The sequence below is a fragment of the Corallococcus sp. AB049A genome (genome assembly GCF_003668885.1).
GTDB classification, from domain to species: domain Bacteria; phylum Myxococcota; class Myxococcia; order Myxococcales; family Myxococcaceae; genus Corallococcus; species Corallococcus interemptor.
In genome coordinates this window covers 1-19,446 of the sequence record NZ_RAWL01000138.1, presented here as the reverse complement: position 1 = coordinate 19,446, position 19,446 = coordinate 1, and the positions used below count along the sequence as shown (strand labels likewise).

Annotated in this window: 5 protein-coding genes; 2 read left to right on the top strand and 3 right to left on the bottom strand. The window is 71.2% G+C overall.

Annotated features, from left to right (window positions below; genetic code table 11):
• Together D7X55_RS16905 and D7X55_RS16900 are read right to left on the bottom strand one after the other, a co-directional pair.
• On the bottom strand, window positions 1-224 hold a 224-nt coding region (locus tag D7X55_RS16905), incomplete at its 3' end, for a 2-oxoglutarate and iron-dependent oxygenase domain-containing protein (protein ID WP_199746989.1).
• Between the two features lie 35 nt (window positions 225-259).
• Window positions 260-1,324, bottom strand: a complete 1,065-nt coding sequence (locus D7X55_RS16900; RefSeq protein ID WP_120548592.1) for a FadR/GntR family transcriptional regulator — start codon at window positions 1,322-1,324, stop codon at window positions 260-262.
• A 310-nt stretch (window positions 1,325-1,634) separates the two neighbouring features.
• On the opposite strand from D7X55_RS16900, the gene D7X55_RS16895 reads away from it, so the two are divergent.
• Complete coding sequence (locus D7X55_RS16895) at window positions 1,635-2,651, top strand: oxidoreductase (protein ID WP_233609885.1); 1,017 nt, start codon at window positions 1,635-1,637, stop codon at window positions 2,649-2,651.
• A 3-nt stretch (window positions 2,652-2,654) separates the two neighbouring features.
• Here D7X55_RS16895 and D7X55_RS16890 read toward each other — a convergent pair whose 3' ends face one another.
• Entirely contained in the window at window positions 2,655-3,128 is a 474-nt protein-coding gene (locus D7X55_RS16890; protein WP_121723590.1) for a GNAT family N-acetyltransferase, read from the bottom strand.
• A gap of 283 nt (window positions 3,129-3,411) precedes the next feature.
• Here D7X55_RS16890 and D7X55_RS16885 point away from each other — a divergent pair.
• The coding region (locus D7X55_RS16885) for a non-ribosomal peptide synthase/polyketide synthase (protein WP_121723589.1) at window positions 3,412-19,446 on the top strand (16,035 nt) is incomplete at its 3' end.

Below are 19,446 nucleotides of genomic sequence, written 5' to 3'. Positions count from 1 at the left end.
GCCATGCGCACCCGCTGCTTCTCCTCCTCCGGCCGAGCGAAGAAGTCCCGGGCCAGCGCCTCCAACCGGGACTGGAGCCCCACGTCCACACCGTGCCCCACGACGTAGAAGAAGCCGGTGTTCCGGCAGGCCGCACCCATGCGAGCGGCGACCGTCCTTCGGGCCGGGAGGCTCGACGTGGAATCGACCAGGGCGCGGACGTCGATGAGGGGCACGGTGTCCATGACGCGAACTCTAGGCAGGTCGCCAGGACTTCGTTTCACGAATCACGTGCGCCCAGCGAGCTGGCAATGAAGCGCCAGAGGCGCGAGGCCCACCACCTCAGTCGGTCCAGGGTGCGACCGCGCTGGCTGCTCGGCGTCAGCACCGCACCTGAAGGACTGTCGGACAGTCCCCCTGCAACTGTCCTTGGCTCGTCCCCGTCCGACCTGGGTGCGGTCGGTGCCAGCGGAATCCCGCCTGCGGGCTCCGTGGTGGAAGTCTCGTCATGCGAGCAGACGGAGTCCTCTGCGGCTGGCTCAAGGCAACCAGAGACCTGCTCCTCCACTACCGAAGCGGTGGCGACAGGCTGGCCTTGCTGGGCGCGATCGACTTCGGGGACTGCATGCCTCTGGGCGACAGGAGCGAAAGCGTCCAGCACAAGGTCATCGTGTGCCTTCATCAGCGCCGGCAGGGCGTGCTGGATGGCCCGCGTATCGCGATCATGCAGGGCATCCTTCGCGCAGTTTACCCACTGGCGCAGCGGCTCACCTCCCAGAAGAGGCAGCAACTCGGCCGCGCCGACCATGAAGGCCCGCTGCAGGGACTGCACGAGGAGCACGTGCCCGGGCCGGTCCGCCACCCGGGCCGCCAGCCGCAGCAACTCGAACTCCACCTGGGCGCAGGAAGCCCCCGACTCCCAGCGCGCCGCATCCCAGAGTCCGAAGCAGATGCTCCCCAATCGGTCCAGGTCCCGCTCGGAGGCCCGTGCGCAGCAGTCGGACAAGAGCTCCACCAGCACCTGCCGCCGGAGGCTGAAGTAGCCCTCCAGGAGCCACCGGGCGTCCGGCGAGCACATGTCACGCAGCGCCAGGCCCAGGTTCTCCAGCGTCAGCGACTCATCCAGCGGCACCGCGCGCGTCTTGCGTCCAGGGCGCTGCACCACCACGCCCCGCGCCGCCAGCCGCCGCAGCGCCTCACGGATGGTGCCCCGGCAGACGTCATAGTGCCGCGCCAGCTTCGCTTCCGAGCCGAACTGCCCGCTCGGGTGAATCCGCCCCAGCGCGATGTCGCGCTCAATCTGTGCTTCCACGTACGCCACGAGCCCGCCGTGCCCCATCCCCATTCCCCCTCCTCGTCCCAGCATCGCCATCCAACCACAGGGGTCTGACATGGACGCGCGAGGCTCCCCTCCGGAGCCGGACGAAAAAAACCTGTCCGACTGTCGGACAGGTTTTTCGGCAACCGCGCCCGGGGGGCGGCCATCCCGTGGCCCCGATTGGCCGTCCGTGACCGTGCGACGTCGCGGCCAATCTCCGCGCACCTTGAGTCATCCCTCCCTGCGGACTCGCGTTCATGTCTGTCCGCATTGGGGCTGCTTCCCGCTACCCTTCTGGCCCATGACCTCCGCTCGTGTCCCTGGCTCCCCTCTGCGGGTGGGCCTCCTCGGCTATGGCCTGTCCGGCGCTCGTTTCCATGGGCCCCTCATCGCCGCGGAGCCTGCGTTCGCCCTGACCGCCGTGGCTTCCAGCCGCGTGGATGCCGTGGCCCGTGACTGGCCTGGCGTCCGCACCGGCACCGTGGAGTCACTGCTGGCGGATCCGGACCTGGATGTGCTCGTCGTGTGTACGCCCAATGATTCGCATGCGTCGCTTGCTGCTCAGGCGCTGCGCGCGGGCAAACATGTGGTGGTGGAGAAGCCCTTCGCGCTCGACGCGGACGAAGCGCTGAGGCTGGATGCGCTCGCGAAGGAGCGCGGCCTGTGCCTCACCGTGTTCCACAACCGGCGCTGGGACGGTGACTTCCTCACCGTGCGCCAGCTGCTGGAACAGGGGCGGCTGGGGACGCTCTACAGCTTCGAGAGCCACTTCGACCGCTTGCGTCCCCAGGTGAAGGATCGCTGGAAGGAACAGGATGGGGCCGGCGGCGGGACGCTGTGGGACCTGGGCTCGCACCTCGTTGATCAAGCCGTGCAGCTCTTCGGCCTTCCGGAGTCCGTGACCGCGGACCTGGGCCGGCAACGTCCGGGCGCCCAAGGCGTGGACTGGTTCCACCTGGTGCTGCGCTACGGCTCGCTGCGCGTGGTGCTGCACTCCGGATCCGTGGTGCACGCGCCCTGGCCCCGCTTCGTGTTGCAGGGCGACCGGGATGCGTACCTGAAGCACTCGCTGGATCCGCAGGAGGGACAGCTTGAAGCGGGCCTGCGCCCCGGCCATCCGGACTTTGGCCGCGAGCCCTCGGAGCGTCACGGCCGGCTGCTGGCCTCGGGGGAGACCGTCTCCACCCTGCCCGGTGACTACGGCCAGTTCTACCGGCAGCTCGGCACGGCCATCCTCCACGGCGCGCCCGTTCCCGTGACGGCGCTGAGCGCGAGCGAGGCGGTGCGGGTCATCCAGGCGGCAAACCAGAGCGACCTGGAGGGCCGCCGCATCCCCCTGCCCCCTCGCGGCTGAACGTCAGAGCGTCTTCTCCAGCACCAGGAACGTGGGCGACGTGTAGCCCTCGTGCGTGCCGTGGGAATGGAAGCGGTAACCCTGACGCGCGTACCACGCATGGTGCGACGTGAGCGCGAGCCGCACCGACAGCCGCACGCGCGTGTGGCCCAGCTCGCGGGCTCGCGATTCCACCGCCTGCATGAGGCGCAGCGATGCGCCCTGGCCCCGGTGCGATGGAAGCACCGCGAGCCGATCCAGGTACAGGTGGTCCCCCTTCGGATGGAAGAACACGCAGCCGAAGAGCACGCCGTCCGCCTCCGCGACGAAGGCGCCGCCGTCCGACAGCTCGCGCCGCACCACGGCCTCCGTCTTGTCGTGCGCGCTGGAGGGCGGATCCAGACGGCCACGGTATTCCTCGAAGGCGTCGCGGAGCACCTGGGTGATCCGCGCGGCGTCGGTGGGTTCGGCTTCGCGGATCCGGAAGAGTTCGGGCATTCCCGAAGTCTAGTGGAAACGTCCGGCGCGGGCGTTTCAGCACCACGGTGAAACACCGCTGAAACATGTGACCAGACACCGTGCGTGGAGCGGAATTCCAGCTCGGCCCACTCCGTACACAGGGCCGCGCCCCCGAGCGGGCTGACAGCCAGGCCCCGCGACCAAATCGCTGCGGGCGTGTCGGGGGGCCTGTCTACTATCCCGCGCGCTCGCGAGCCCGGGAAGCCGCCCCATCGCCTTCCCGTGCGTTCGCGAGGGCCCCCTCCCAAGGAGTCTCTTCCCCATGGCTTCCACCCCTGAGCAGAAGCGCGCGCGGCTGGCGGAACTGCTGCGCGAGAAGCGCCGCCCCACCTCGCGGGTCCCGGCGTCGTTCGGCCAGGAGCGGATGTGGTTCCAGGAGCGGCTGGCGCCCGGGCAGGCCGGGCTGAACCTGCTCTATTCGGTGCGGCTGGAGGGGCGGCTCGACGTGGCCGCGCTGGCGGGCAGCCTGAATGAAGTGGTGCGCCGCCACGCGGTGCTGCGCACCACCTTCGTGGAGCAGGACGGACGGCCGTGGCAGCGCATCGCGCCGGAGCTGGACGTGCCCCTGCCCGTGGTGCCGGTGGCGGATGCCGCCGAGGCGTGGCGCCGGCTGCACGAGGAGGCTCGCGCGCCGTTCGACCTGGAGCAGGGACCGCTGCTGCGCGCCGTGCTGTTCGCCGTTTCGCCGGATGAGCACCTGTTGCTGCTCGCGCTGCACCACACCGTGTCCGATGGCTGGTCCATGGGTCTGCTGGTGCATGAGCTGGGCGTCGCCTACGAGGCCCTGGCTTCGGGTGGGACGCCGGTGCTGCCCGAGCTGGCGCTGCAGTACGCGGACTTCTCCGTGTGGCAGCGGGAGGCGTTGAGGGGCGAAGCGCTGACGGTGGCGATCGACTTCTGGCGCTCGCGGCTGGATGCGCGGGCCGTCCTGTCGCTGCCCACGGACCGGCCTCGGGCCGGACAGGTGGATGGCCGGGGCGCGACCGTGTCCTCGATGTTGCCGGGCTCGCTGGTGCAGCGGCTCGCGGCGCTGGCGGCACAGGAGGGCACCACGCTCTTCACCGTGCTGCTCGCGGGCTTCCAGGTGCTGCTCTCTCGCTACTCCGGACAGGAGGACCTCACGGTCGGCACTCCCGTGGCGGGGCGCTCGCGCTCGGAGGTGGAGCCGCTGGTCGGGTTGTTCGTCAACACGCTCGCGCTTCGCACGTCGCTGGCCGGAGACCCTTCGTTCCGTGCGCTCGTGGGCCGCGTGCAGGCGACGTCGGTGGAGGCCTTCGCGCACCAGGACGTGCCTTTCGAGAAGCTGGTGGAGGTGCTCCAGCCCCCGCGCCACCTGGACGTGCCTCCGTTCTTCCAGGTGATGTTCGTCCTGCAGAACACGCCCCTTCCGGCCGTGCGCCTGCCCGGGCTGTCGTTGGACGCGCAGCTGGTGGACAGCGGCTTCGCGCAGTTCGACCTCACCCTCTTCGCCTTCGAACAGACGGACGGCCTGCGCCTCACCGCCGAGTACCGCACCGCCCTCTTCGATGAAGCCTCGATGGTGCGGCTGATGGGACACCTGCGCGTCCTGCTGGAGGACGCCGTGTCCCGGCCGGATGCGCGCCTGTCGGAGCTGTCCCTCCTGGACCCGGCCGAGCGTCAGCGTGTGCTGCGTGCTTGGAACGGGCCTCGGGAGGCGTTTCCTCGCGGGGTGCTGCTGCATCAACTGGTGGAGGCGCAGGTGGCGCGCTCGCCCGACGCGGTGGCCGTCACGCTCGGGGAGACGGCGCTCACGTATGCCCAGCTCGATGGTCGAGCCAATCAGCTGGCGTGGCGGCTGCGGTCGATGGGCGTGGGGCCGGAGGTTCGCGTCGGGTTGATGCTGGAGCGGTCGCTGGAGCTGGTGGTGGCGCTGCTCGCGACGTTGAAGGCGGGCGGGGCCTACGTTCCGCTCGACCCGGCACTGCCCTCGCAGCGGCTTGCCTGGATGTTCGAGGATGCGCGGCCCTCCGTGGTGCTCATCCAGGAGCGGCTGGTGGAGCGGTTGCCTGGGGACGGCGTGCCGGTGCTCCGGCTGGACTCACAGTGGGCGGAGGTGGCCCGGCAGCCGTCCGCGACTCCGCCTCCGGTGGCCACGGAGGCTGCGCTGGCGTACGTCATCTTCACCTCTGGCAGCACGGGGCGGCCGAAGGGCGCGATGAACGCGCATGCGGGCATCGTCAACCGGCTCCTGTGGATGCAGGGGGCGCAGGCGCTGTCGCCGGACGATGCGGTGCTGCAGAAGACTCCGTTCAGCTTCGACGTGTCCGTGTGGGAGTTCTTCTGGCCCTTGATGACGGGGGCCCGGCTGGTGGTGGCCCGGCCCGGCGGACACCAGGAGCCGGGCTATCTGGCGGACCTCATCGCTCGGGAGCGCATCACCGTCACGCACTTCGTGCCGTCCATGCTCCAGGCGTTCCTGGAGGAGCCCGGCCTGGAGCGGTGCGCGTCGCTACGCCGGGTGGTGTGCAGCGGTGAGGCGCTGCCGCTGGAGCTGGCGGAGCGGTGCCTGGCCCGGCTTCCCGGCATCCGGCTGCACAACCTCTATGGCCCCACCGAGGCCGCGGTGGAGGTCACCGCGTACGAGTGCGTCCGCGGAGCGCTGGGGCGTTGCGTCCCCATCGGGCATCCGGTGGCGAACACGGACATCCGGCTGCTGGACGCGTCCCTGCGGCTGGTGCCCCAGGGCGTGCCGGGAGAGCTGTTCATCGGCGGCGTGCAGGTGGGCCGAGGGTATCTGGGCCGGCCGGAGCTGACCGCCGAGCGCTTCATCCCGGACGCGTACAGCGACACGCCCGGGGCCCGGCTGTACCGCACGGGGGACCTCGCCCGGTGGCTGCCCGACGGCGCCATCGAGTACCTGGGCCGAACCGACTTCCAGGTCAAGGTGCGCGGACTGCGCATCGAGCTGGGGGAGATTGAAGCCGCGCTGGAGCAGCATCCGGCCGTGCGGCGCGCGGTCGTCGTGGCGCTCGGGGGCGTCACGGCGAGCGACACGCGGCTGGTGGCGTATTGGGTCGGCGGGACGGAGGTGCTGGAGACGGAGGCCCTTCGGGCGTTCCTCGCGCAGAGGCTTCCCGAGTACATGGTGCCCCGCGCCTTCGTTCCGCTGGAGGCACTGCCCCTGACATCCAGCGGCAAGGTCGACCGCAAGGCGCTTCCCGTGCCGGATTCGGGCTCGGCGGTGGCTCCGGAGTACGTCGCGCCGCGCACGCCCACGGAGGAGCGGCTGGCGTCGCTCTGGGCGGAGCTGCTGCGTGTGGAGCGCGTGGGCGCGCATGATGACTTCTTCGCGCTGGGGGGGCATTCGCTGCTGGCGACCCAGCTGCTTTCGCGCATCCGTGCGGCGTGGCAGGTGGAGCTGCCCCTGCGCGTCGTGTTCAAGGCGTCGACGCTCGCGGGGCTGGCTTCGGCGCTGGATGAAGCACAGGGCCAGCACGCGGGTCCGCGAGCGCACCCCTTGCGGCCTGTGGCGCGGGACGGAGAACTTGCACTGTCCTTCGCGCAGCAGCGCCTGTGGTTCCTGGAGCAGCTTCAGCCCGGTGGCGTCGCGTACAACCTTCCCGGGACTGTGCTGCTCGAAGGCGCGCTCCAGGTTCCCGCGCTGCGGCATGCCCTGGACGCGCTGGTCGCACGGCATGAGGTGCTGCGCACCACGTTCGTCTCCGGTGCTCACGGTCCCGTCCAGCGCATCGCGCCCCCTGGGGCATGCCCGTTCGAGTTCGTGAACCTGGACGCACTGCCCGCTTTTGCGCGTGAGGCGCGGCTGCGGGACTTCGTTGCCGCGCAGGCTCAGCGGCCTTTCGACCTGGCTCGCGGCCCGCTCTTCCGTGCGGTGCTCGTGCGGTTGGAGGAGAGGCGGCACGTGCTGCTCGTCCTCACGCACCACATTGCTTCAGATGGCTGGTCCACGGGGGTGCTCGTGCGCGAGCTGGTCTCCCTGTACCGGGCCTTCGCTTCCGGTCAGGAACCTTCACTCCCGCCGCTTCCCTTCCAGTACGCCGACTTCGCCGCGTGGCAGCGCTCCTGGCTCCAGGGGGACGTGCTCAACGGACAGCTTGCATGGTGGCGTGCGCAGCTCGCGGGGGCGCCTCCGCTCTTGATGCTTCCCACCGACCGGCCTCGTCCGGCGGTGCAGACGTTCTCGGGGGACTCGCTCGCGGTGCGGCTGCCCCGGACTCTGACCGACGGCGTGCATGCCGTGGCGAGGCAGACGGGCACCACTCCGTTCATGGTGCTGCTGGCCGCGTACCAGCTGCTGCTGTCCCGGTATGCCGGACAGGACGACGTCAGCGTGGGCGCTCCGGTCGCGGGCCGCACCCGTTCGGAGACGGAGGGGCTGATTGGCTTCTTCGTCAACACGCTGGTGATGCGCGCTCGCATCGACCCTCGCGCTTCGTTCCGGACGCTGCTGGACCAGGTTCGTGCCACCACCCTGGGCGCCTTCGAACACCAGGACGTCCCTTTCGAAAAGCTGGTGGAGGAGCTGCAACCCGCGCGCGACCCGAGCCACACGCCGTTCTTCCAGGTCACCCTCACCCTCCAGAACGCGCCCGCCGCGGAATGGCGGCTGCCAGAGCTCTCGCTGCGTGAGCTGCCGCCTCCCTTCACGCCGTCGAAGTACGACTTCAGCCTCATCCTGGAGGAGTCGCCGGACGGATTCTCCGGCAGCCTCCATTACAACACCGACCTCTTCGACGCGGCCTCCCTCCAAGGGTTGATGCAGGGCTACGCCGCGCTGCTGGAGGCGCTGCCCGCACAGCTGGAGGTCCCCGTGGGGCAGCTGCCGCTGATGCGCACCGAGGCACGGCGTCAGGTGCTGGAGGACTGGAGTGGTGTTTCGTCTGTCCGGGACTTCTCCATGCAGTCCATTCCGGCCCGCTTCGCGGAACAGGTCGCGCGGGCTCCGGACGCGGTGGCGCTGGTGTCCGAGGATGGAAGCCTGACCTATGCGCAGCTCGACGCTCGGGCGAACCAGCTCGCGCACCACCTGCGCGCCTCTGGCATCGCCGAGGGCAGCCGCGTCGCGGTGCTGCTGCCCCGCTCGCCGGACCTCATCGTGTCACTGCTGGCGGTGCTCAAGGCCGGTGCGGCCTACGTCCCCATCGACCTGCATGCGCCTCCCGAGCGCTGGTCCCTCCTGCTGGAGCAGTCCGGGGCCGCGATGGTCGTCACACGGGAAGCGGTTGCGGATGAGCTGCCGTCTTTGATGACTCCGCTGGTGCTGCTGGACGCGGACGCGTCCCGGCTGGCGTCGCGGCCCACGACGGCGCCTCCGGACCCGAACTCGACGGGAGACCGGCTGGCGTATGTCCTCTTCACCTCGGGTTCCACCGGGACGCCCAAGGGCGTCTGTGTCCCGCACCGAGCCGTGCTGCGGCTGGTGGTGGACTCGGACTTCATGCGCTTCGGTCCGGACGAGGTCTTCCTCCAGCTCGCGCCGGCCGCGTTCGATGCGTCCACGCTCGAAATCTGGGGCGCGCTGCTGCATGGGGCCCGGCTCGTGCTCGCGCCTGCGGGGGAGCTGTCCCTCGCGCGCATCGCGGAGGCGCTGACCGGGCACCGCGTCACCACGCTGTGGCTCACGGCCGCCCTCTTCGAACAGATGGCCGTTCACCATCCGGAGGCCCTGGCTTCCGTGGCGCAGGTGCTGGCGGGAGGCGACGTGCTCCCGGTGTCCCGCGTGCGGGAACACCTGGCGCGCATGCGTCCGGACTCGGTGCTGATCAACGGCTACGGCCCTACCGAGAACACGACGTTCTCCGCCACGCACCGGATGCACGCGGGCGACCCGGTGGGGGCTTCCGTTCCCATCGGCCTGCCGCTGCCCCACTCCACCGTCTACGTGCTGGATCCGGTGATGCGGCCGGTGCCTCCCGGCATGCCGGGAGAGCTGTACGTCGGCGGTGAAGGGCTCGCGTGGGGCTACCTCCACCAGCCCGCCCTCACCGCCGAGCGCTTCGTGCCCCATCCGTTCAGCACGACGCCGGGCGCACGGCTCTACCGCACGGGAGACCGGACGCGCTGGCGCGCCGACGGCACGTTGGAGTTCCTGGGCCGCACCGACTTCCAGGTGAAGCTGCGCGGCTTCCGCATCGAACCCGGCGAGGTCGAAGCGGCCCTGCGTGCCCTGCCGGGCGTCCAGGAAGCCGTGGCCGTGGTGCGAGAGGACTCCGCCGGAGACAAGCGCCTGGTGGCCTACGTCACCGGCGCATCCCTGGACGGCAAGGCACTGCGCGCTGGGCTTCAGCAGTGGCTCCCCGACTACCTCATCCCCAGCGCCTTCGTGGTGCTGGAGGCCCTGCCGCTCAACGCCAACGGCAAATTGGACCGCTCCGCCCTTCCCGCTCCCGAAGCCCCCGTGGCTGCGGCGGACACGTACGTCGCGCCTCGCGAGGCGGTGGAGGAACAGCTGGCCGCCCTCTTCGCGGAGGTGCTGCACGTTCCCCGCGTGGGCGTCCACGATGACTTCTTCGACCTGGGGGGCCACTCGCTGCTGGCCACGCAGGTGGTGTCCCGGTTGCGTTCAACGCTGGGGGTGGAGCTGCCCCTGGGAGACCTCTTCGCCGCGCCCACGGTGGAGACGCTCGCGGTCCGCGTGGCGGCCTTGCGCTCCCAGGGCGCTTCGCGTCCGGTGACTCCGCCGCTGGTGGCAGCGCCTCGCTCCAGTCCTGTGCCGCTGTCGTATGCGCAGCAGCGGCTGTGGTTCCTGGATCAACTCCAGCCCGGCAGCGCCTTCTACAACGTCCCCGGCATCCTGGTGCTCGACGGGGCGCTGGAGGCTTCCGCGCTGGAGCGGTCGCTCCAGGCCCTGGTGCTCCGGCATGAAGTGCTGCGCACCACGTTCGTGTCCGAAGGGGACACACCGGTCCAGCGGCTCCACGCCGAAGCCGCGCTCACGCTGCCTGTGATTTCGCTGGAGGCCCTTCCTGAAGCCCAGCGTGACGCCGAGGCCCATCGTCACGCCGCCGCCGAAGCCGCCCGGCCGTTCGACCTGGGCTCGGGGCCGCTCGTGCGCGCCGTGCTGCTGCGGCTGGAGGCCCGGCGCCACTGGTTGCTGCTCACGCTGCACCACATCGTCTCCGACGGTTGGTCCATCGGGGTCTTCGCTCGTGAGCTGGGCGCGCTGTACCGGGCCTTCGCATCCGGTCAGTCCCCGTCGCTGCCTCCCCTGCCCCTCCAGTACGCGGACTTCGCGCTCTGGCAGCGCTCGTGGCTCCAGGGGGACGTGCTTCAGGCGGAGCTGGACTGGTGGCGGCGGGAGCTCGACGGCGCGCCCACCGCGCTGGAGCTTCCCACCGACCGGCCTCGTCCCGTCGCGCAGTCGTTCCGGGGCGCGTCGCTTCCAGTGGCGCTGGCTCCGGCAGTGTCCGACTCGGTGCGGGCGCTGGCGGCGCGGGAAGGCGCCACGCCATTCATGGCGCTGCTCGCGGGCTTCCAGCTGCTGCTGTCGCGCTACTCGGGCCAGGACGACGTGCTCGTGGGCTCCGCCATCGCCAACCGCAACCGCGCGGAGACAGAAGGGCTCATCGGGTTCTTCGTCAACACGCTGGTGTTGCGTGCTCGCATCGCCCCTCGGGGTTCGTTCCGCGCGTTGCTGTCCCAGGTGAAGGCGACGACGCTCGCGGCGTACTCGCACCAGGACCTCCCCTTCGAGAAGCTGGTGGAGGGCATGCAGGGGGCTCGGGACCTGAGCCGGTCTCCGCTGTTCCAGGTGGCGTTCACGTTCCAGAACGCTCCCGTGGGCGCGCTGGGCCTTCCCGGCCTCCGCCTGGAGCTGCGCGGGGGCGCGATGACCACCGCGAAGTTCGACCTGGACCTCAGCCTCCAGGAACGCGACGGCGCGTTCAGCGGCGACGTGAGCTTCAGCACCGACCTCTTCGACCCCGCCACCGTCACCCGGATGATGGCGCACTTCGAGTCGCTGCTCGGCGCGCTCACGTCCCGGCCGGAGGTGCCCGTGCGGGAGCACTCGTTGCTCGAAGGTGAGGAGCGTCAGCGCGTGCTCCTGGACTGGAACGCCACGCACCGTCCGCTCGCGCCGCAGACCGTCCCGGAGCTGTTCGCGGCCCAGGTCCTCCGCGCTCCAGAGGCCATCGCGGTCCAGCACGAGGGCCGGGTGCTCACCTACGGGGCGCTGGCGGAGCGGGCCCGGCGATTGGCCCGGCGCCTGTGGGCCTTGGGTCTTCCTCCCGAGGCTCGCGTCGCGCTGTGCGTGGAGCGGGGTCTGGAGCTGGTGGTGGGGATGCTCGGCATCCTGGAGGCGGGCGGCTGCTACGTGCCCATGGACCCCGCCTATCCGCGCTCACGACTGGCGTTCATGTTCGAGGACGCGGGCATCTGCGCGGTGGTGGGCCAGGGCCATCTGCTGGGTGCCCTTCCCGGACACGCCCTGCCCACGGTGAACCTGGACGCGGACGAGCAGGAGCCCGGGCCCGACTCCGACGGCGTCACCGTGCGGCCGGAGCAACTGGCCTACGTGCTCTACACGTCGGGATCCACGGGCACGCCCAAGGGCGTGGGCATCACGCACCACTCCATCGTGCACCTGGTGCGGGACACGAACTACGTCCAGCTGGGGCCGGACGACTGCGTGGTGCAGGCGGGCACGCCTTCGTTCGACCTGGCCACCTTCGAGGTCTGGGGCGCGCTGCTCAACGGTGCGCGGCTCGTCATCCTTCCGCGTGAAGTCACGCTGGCTCCGGCGGAGCTGGCGCGCACGCTGCGCGAGGTGGGCGCCACGACGGCGCTGTTCGCCACGGCGTTGTTCCACACCGTGGCGCGCGAGGTCCCGGACGCATTCGCCACGATGCGGACGGTCCTCTACGCGGGGGAGGCCGCGAACGCGGATGCGGCTCGAGCGGTGCTGCGCGCGGGGCCGCCGGGCCGGTTGGTGAACCTGTACGGCCCCACGGAGACCACCGTGGGCGTCACCACGCACGACATCGTGGAGCTGCCGGAGCACGCGACCTCGGTGCCCATCGGCCGGCCGATGACGCGGGTCCAGGCGTACGTGCTGGATGCGCATGGCCAGCCCGTGCCCGTGGGCGTCCCGGGAGAGCTGTACCTGGGCGGTGACGGCCTGGCCCGGGGCTACCTGGGCCGCCCGGAGCTGACGGCGGAGCGCTTCGTGCCATCGCCGTTTGGCGACATGCCCGGTGCCCGGATCTACCGCACGGGCGATCGCGTGCGCTGGCTGGCGGACGGCACGCTGGACTTCCTGGGCCGCATGGACACGCAGGTGAAGCTGCGCGGCTTCCGCATCGAGCTGAGCGAGGTGGAGGCCATCCTCCGCCAGCACCCGTCCGTGAAGGGCGCGGTGGCTGGTGTGAGCGGGGATCGCCTCGTCGCGTGGTACGTGCCGGGCGCTCCGGTGGAGGCAGCGGCGCTGCGGGCCTTCGTCTCCGAACGGCTGCCCGCTCCGCTGGTGCCCTCCGCGTTCGTACCGCTGGACGCACTGCCGCTCACGCCCGTGGGCAAGGTGGACCGCAAGGCGCTGCCTGATCCGGATGCGCGCTCGGTCGCGGCAGGGCCCGCGGCTCCGGAGCGGATGACGCTCTTCCAGCAGCGCATCGCCACGCTGTTCCAGGACCTGCTCCGCCTGGAGTCGGTGGGGCTGCACGATGACTTCTTCGTCATCGGAGGTCATTCACTGCTGGCCACGCAGCTCGTCTCCCGGCTGCGTTCGACCTTCGGAGTGGAGCTGCCGCTGCGCGCCCTCTTTGAAGCGCCCACCGTCGCCAGGCTCACGGAGCAGGTGGAGGCCCGGCTCCTCTCGCGCGTCGCGGGGCCGAGCATCCCGGCCCTCGTCGCCACGTCGCGGGACCGGGACCTGCCGGTGTCCTTCGCGCAGCAGCGCCTGTGGGTGGTGGAACAGCTCCGCCCGGGCCAGAGCCACTACAACATCGCCACCGCGCTGCGGCTGGACGGCGCGCTGGACGTGGAGGCGCTGCGCCGGGCATTGGAGTTCGTCGTCTCCCGGCATGAAGCCCTGCGCACGACCTTCGCGATGAAGGACGGTCAGCCCGTCCAGCAGGTGCACGCTGCGGGTGCGCGGGAGCTGCCGATCACGGACCTCACCTCCCTGCCCACCGAGGCCCAGCGGCACGCAGAGGAGGAGGCCTCGCGTCCCTTCGATCTGGGACGGGGACCGGTCCTGCGCACGCGGCTGCTGCGTCTGGATGCACGCGAGCACCTGCTGCTCCTGTGCATGCACCACATCGTCTCCGATGGCTGGTCGCTGGGCGTGCTGGTCCGCGAAGTGGCCGCTGGCTACGAGGCCTTCGCTTCCGGCCGGACGCCCGTGTTGCCGGCGCTTCCGGTGCAGCCCGCGGACTTCGCCGTGTGGCAGCGCTCGTGGCTCCAGGGGGATGTGCTGGCGCGCGAGGTGTCGTGGTGGAAGCAGCACCTCGCGGGCGCTCCCCAGGTGCTGGAGCTGCCCACGGACAAGGCGCGTCCTCCGCTCCAGTCCACGAAGGGGGCGCTGCTTCCCGTGCACCTTCCGTCGGTGACGGTGGACCGGCTGGTGGCGCTGGGCCGCTCGGAAGGCGCGACGCCGTACATGGCGCTGCTCGCGGTGTGGCAGGTGCTGCTGTCGCGGTACTCGCGGCAGGAGGAGCTGCTGGTGGGCTCGCCCATCGCGGGCCGCGATCATGCCGAGCTGGAGGGGCTGGTCGGCTTCTTCGTGAACACGCTGGTGCTGCGCGGGCGCGTGCGTCCCACGGACTCGTTCCGGGCGCTGCTGTCCCAGGTCCGGGCCACGGCGCTCGCCGCCTTCGAGCACCAGGACCTGCCTTTCGAGAAGCTGGTGGAGGAGCTGCAGGTGGGTCGCGACCTGAGCCGCAACCCGCTGGTGCAGACGGTGTTCGCGCTCCAGAACGCGCCCACCGGGGAGCTGAAGGCGCCGGGGCTCACGCTGCGGCCAGTGCCGGTGGACAACGCCACGGCCCGCTTCGACCTGGGCCTGCTGTTGCACGAAGCGCCGGATGGCCTGCGCGGTGTCATCGAATACAGCACGGACCTCTTCGAGCGCTCCACGGTGGAGCGGCTGTCCGGTCACCTGCGGACGTTGCTGGACGCTGTCACGGCCGATCCGGACCTTCCCCTGGCCCGCGTGGACTGGCTCACGACCGAGGAGCGCCAGCAGGTGCTCACGGCCTGGAGCGCCACGGGCGTGGAGTACCCGCGTGAGTCGAACCTCGTGGAAGGCTTCGAGCTTCAGGTTTCACGGCGGCCGGAGGCCATCGCGCTGGAGTCCGGTGACGCGCGGCTGACGTATGCGCGGCTCGATGCCCGGGCGAATGCGCTGGCCTGGGTGCTGCGCTCGCAGGGCGTGGGGCCGGATGCGCTGGTGGCGGTGTGCCTGGAGCGCTCCGTGGAGCTCGTCGTCACGCTCCTGGCCATCCTCAAGGCAGGCGGGGCGTATGTCCCGCTGGATGCGGCATATCCGGCCCGGCGGCTGGCCCTGATGCTGGAGGACGCGCCGCCCCGGTTGCTCGTCACCACCCGCGCGCTGCGAGCGTCGCTTCCGGTCGCGGAGGATGTTCCGTGCGTCTTCGTGGAGGAGACGCGCCTGGAGGACCACCCTTCCATGGCTCCGGACGTGGCGCTGTCCTCGCGGAACCTGGCGTACGTGGACTTCACCTCCGGCAGCACCGGCCGCCCCAAGGGCGTCGCCGTGGAGCACCGGGGCGTGCTGCGGCTCATCCACGGCGCCACCTGGGCCCGCTTCACTCCGGACGAGACGTTCCTGCTGATGGCGCCGCTGTCCTTCGACGCCTCGACGCTGGAGCTGTGGGGCCCGCTGCTGTCCGGCGGCCGGCTGGTGGTCTTCCCGCCTCAGCCCCCCACCGACCTGGAGCTGCTGGGCCAGATCATCCGCCGTCATGGCGTCACGTCGCTCTACCTGTCCGCGGGCCTGTTCGCGCAGGTGGTGGACGTGAAGCGGGACGTGCTGCGCGGACTGCGGCAGCTCTTCGTCGGCGGAGACGTCCTGTCCCCCTCGCACACGCGCCGCGTGGTGGAGGCGCTGGGCCTGCCCGTGGTCAACGGCTACGGCCCCACCGAGGCCACCGTCTTCACCTGCTGCTTCCGCATGGAGCGGCCCGAGGATGTCCCAGGTGAAGCAATCCCCATCGGGCCTCCGCTGCCGAACACGCGGACGTACGTGGTGGACGGTTCACTGCGTCCGGTGCCCGTGGGCGTGCCGGGGGAGCTGCTCATCGGCGGGGACGGGCTCGCGCGGGGCTACCTCTCCCGCCCGGACCTCACCGCCGAGCGCTTCATCCCCCACCCCTTCGCCTCCACGCCCGGAGAGCGCGTGTACCGCACGGGAGATCTCGTGCGCTGGCGCGCGGACGGAAGCCTGGAGTTCCTGGGCCGCATCGACAGCCAGGTGAAGGTGCGCGGCTACCGCATCGAGCTGCCCGAGGTCGAAGCCGCGCTCCGCGACTGGCCCGCGCTCACCGACGCGGCCGTGCTCGTGCGCGAGGACGTGCCCGGCGACAAGCGGCTCGTCGCCTACGTGGTGTCCGGCGCGCTGGATGTCCAGGCGCTGCGTGAACACCTGCGGCAGCGGCTGCCCGAGTACATGGTCCCCGCCGCGTTCGTCCCGCTGGCCGTGTTGCCGCTCACCGCCACCGGCAAGCTGGACCGCGGCGCCCTGCCCGCGCCGGACGTCGCGGCCAGTGCTCGCAAGGGGCGGTTCGTGGAGCCCGCGGATCCGCTGGAGGAACAGCTCGCCGCCGTGTGGGCCCGCGAACTGGGGGCCCGGAGCGTCGGCGTTCATGATCACTTCTTCGAGGACCTGGGCGGCACGTCGCTCACCGTGGTCCGCGTCGCCAGCCGGCTGCACGAAGCGCTCCGGCGCGACGTGCCCGTGGTCTGGCTGTTCGAACACCCGACGGTCCACGGACTGGCCCGGCGGCTGGAGCGCGAAGGCCTGACTCCGGCCCCTGCTTCACCTCCACCCGAGGCGCCCGTCATGCCTGCCCGGCCCGCTTCCGTGTCCACGCCGGAGCCGAGGACCGATGCATTGCCGTCGAATGCCATCGCCATCATCGGCATGTCCGGGCGCTTCCCGGGCGCGGCGTCGGTGGAGGAGTTCTGGCGCAACCTGCGCGAAGGCGTGGAGTCCATCTCCCGCTTCACGCCCGAGGAGCTGGAGCCGATGCCCGGCCTGCCTCCGGGCGTGTCGCTGTCGCAGCACCCGGGATTCGTGCCCGCGCAAGGCGTCCTCGCGGACATCGACGAATTCGACCCCGCGTTCTTCGACATGTCGCTGCGCGAGGCGCAGTGGACGGATCCGCAGCAGCGGATGTTCCTCCAGTGCGCCTGGGCGGCGCTGGAGGACGCGGGCATCGACCCTGCTCGCTTCCCGGGGATCATCTCCCTCTTCGCGGGAGCGAACGAGTCCGGTTACGCGAACGAGGTGCAGCGGAACCTGCCGTTGGACTCGGCGGCGTTCTTCGAGCTGTACGGCACCGCGACGTACCAGAGCCTGCCGACGAAGGTGTCCTACAAGCTGGGGCTCACCGGCGAGAGCATGCTCGTCTACACGGCGTGCTCCACGGGGCTCGTGGCGGTGCACGTCGCGTGTCAGAACCTGCTGTCCGGCCTGTCGGACGTGGCGCTCGCGGGGGCGACCCGGCTGTCGGTGCCCCAGCGCACCGGGTACGTGCACCAGGAGGGGATGATCTACTCCCCGGACGGTCACTGCCGGGCCTTCGACGCGCAGGGCAAGGGCACCGTCTCCGGCAGCGGCGTGGCCGCGGTGGTGCTCAAGCGGCTGGAGGACGCGGTCCGCGACGGCGACCCCATCCACGCCGTCATCCGGGCCACCGCCGTCAACAACGACGGGCGCGACAAGTCCGGCTTCACGGCGCCCAGCGTGCAGGGCCAGGCGGCCGTCATCACGCAGGCGCTGCGCCGTTCGGGCGTGGCGGCGAGGGACATCGGCTACGTGGAGGCGCACGGGACGGCGACGCCGCTGGGCGACCCCATCGAGGTCGCGGCGCTCCAGCGCGCCTACGGCCTGGGCCCCGAGCACCGGGGCACCATCCCGCTGGCCTCGCTCAAGACGAACGTGGGCCACCTGGACACGGTGGCGGGGCTCGCGGGGCTCATCAAGGCCGCGCTGTCGCTGCGCGAGGGGGAGATTCCCCCCAGCCTCCACTTCGAGGCGCCGAACCCGCGCATCGACTTCGACGCGGGACCATTCTTCGTCAACACGCGGCTCAAGCCGTGGCCTCGGGGGAAGACGCCCCGGCGCGCGGCGGTGAGCTCGTTCGGCGTGGGCGGGACGAACGCGCACGCCGTGCTGGAGGAGGCGCCGGTCGTCCGGAGTGGACCCTCGACGCGGTCGCATCAGGTGTTCGTGCTGTCGGCGCGCTCGCCGGAGGCGTTGGAGGCGGGAGCGCAGGCGCTGGCGTCGCACGTGCTGGCGGACCGGTCTCCGGAGGCGCTGGAGGCGGCGTCGTTGAAGCTGGCGGATCAGGTGTTGTCCGCGACGTCACCGGAAGCGCTGGAGGCGGCGGCGAAGCAGCTGGCGCTGCGGGTCCTGTCCGCGCGTTCACCGGAGGCACTGGAGGCCTTGTCGGCCCGGTTCTCCGTGGAGGTCGCGAGGGATGACGGTGCGTTCGCGGACGCCGCGTACACGCAGGCGGTGGGACGGCGGGCCTTCGAGTACCGGCGCGCGGTGGTCGCCAGCGACGCGGCGGACCTGGCGAAGCAGCTTCGGAAGCCCTTCACGCCCGCGCGGCTGAAGGACGTGGAGGGTGCGCGCAGGAAGCGGGTGGCGTTCGTCTTCTCCGGGCAGGGTTCGCAGCAGGTGGGCATGGGACGGGAGCTGGACGCGTCCGTGCCCGCATTCCACGCGCAGGTGGAGGCGTGCCTGGCGCTGCTGGATGCGCCGCTGCGCTCGCGGGTGGAGGCGCTGCTGCGTCCAGGTCCTGGCCAGGAGGCAGAGGCGTCCGACACGCGCGTCGCGCTTCCGGCCCTGTTCACGGTGCAGGTGGCGCTGGCCCGGCTGTGGCAGGCGTGGGGCATCGTTCCGCATGCCGTTCTGGGGCACAGCTTCGGTGAGTACGCGGCGGCGTGTGTCGCGGGGGTGTTGTCGCTGCCGGATGCGCTGCGGCTGGCGGTGCTTCGAGGCGAGCTGATGCACCGGCTGCCTCCGGGCGCGATGCTCGGCGTGGCGCTGCCGGTGGCGGAGGTCCGGCCGCTGCTCTCCGGCCGTCTGACGATCGCGGCCATCAATGCTCCGGACCGGTGTGTCGTGTCCGGGCCCGTGGATGAGGTCGAGCGCTTCCAGGCCGTGTTGCAGCAGCGCAAGGCGGGGGCGGTGCGCATGCCGTCGGTGCATGCGTTCCACTCGGCGGACGTGGAGCCGCTGATGGCGGAGCTGGCGCGCGGGGTGGGTTCGCTTCAGCGCAATGAGCCGTCCGTGCGGTACGTCTCCAGCCTCACGGGGGCGCTGGCGCGTCCGGGTGAACTGGCCGCGCCGGAGTACTGGGCCACGCAGATGCGGCAGCCCGTGCGCTTCACGGACGCGGTGGGGGCCCTGCTGGAGGAAGGGTGCAGCGTGCTGCTGGAGGTGGGCCCGGGACAGGACCTCACCCCGTTGGTGCGCGCGTGCCTGGGCGAGGACCGGGAGCGCGTGAAGGCGATGGCTTCGCTGCGCAAGGGCGGTGCGACGACGGAGCAGTCTGGGCTGTTGCAGTGCGTGGGTGAGCTGTGGATGCAGGGCCTGGAGGTGGACTGGACCGCGTTCTACGCCCACGAGCAGCGCCGCCGCGTGCACCTGCCGACGTACAGGTTCCTGCGCAAGCGCTGCTGGGTGGAGCCGCGCGACCCCGGCGGTGCGTCCGTGCCCGTGGACACGTTGCCCGCGAGCACGAGCACGATGCAGGCGCCGCTCGTTGCTCACCCTGGCACGGGCACGGCTGCACCCGCGAGTCCGAGCGTGGAGCCCCCTGCCCTCCCGATTCCCGGTGGCCGTGAGGACATGCCTCGCGGTGACGTGGAGGTCCGCATCGCCACGCTGTGGCGCGAGCGCCTGGCCGTGGACTTCGTCGGACGCGACGACAACTTCCTGGAGCTGGGCGGCAACTCGCTGATGGCCGCGCAGCTGCTCAACCAGCTCCGCGACACCTTCCACGTCCAGGTGCCGCTCGCCGCCCTCTTCGAAGCGCCCACCGTCGCCGGGCTCGCCTCCCGCATCGAACCGCTGCTCCAGCAGGCCCCCGCACGTGAGCCCACGCGCGAGCTGCCCCTCGTCCCC

Excerpts from the sequence above, each read along its gene's own strand:
- D7X55_RS16900 (WP_120548592.1), bottom strand. The coding sequence starts at position 1,324 with ATGGGGATGGGGCACGGCGGGCTCGTGGCGTACGTGGAAGCACAGATT.
- D7X55_RS16890 (WP_121723590.1), bottom strand. The coding sequence starts at position 3,128 with ATGCCCGAACTCTTCCGGATCCGCGAAGCCGAACCCACCGACGCCGCG.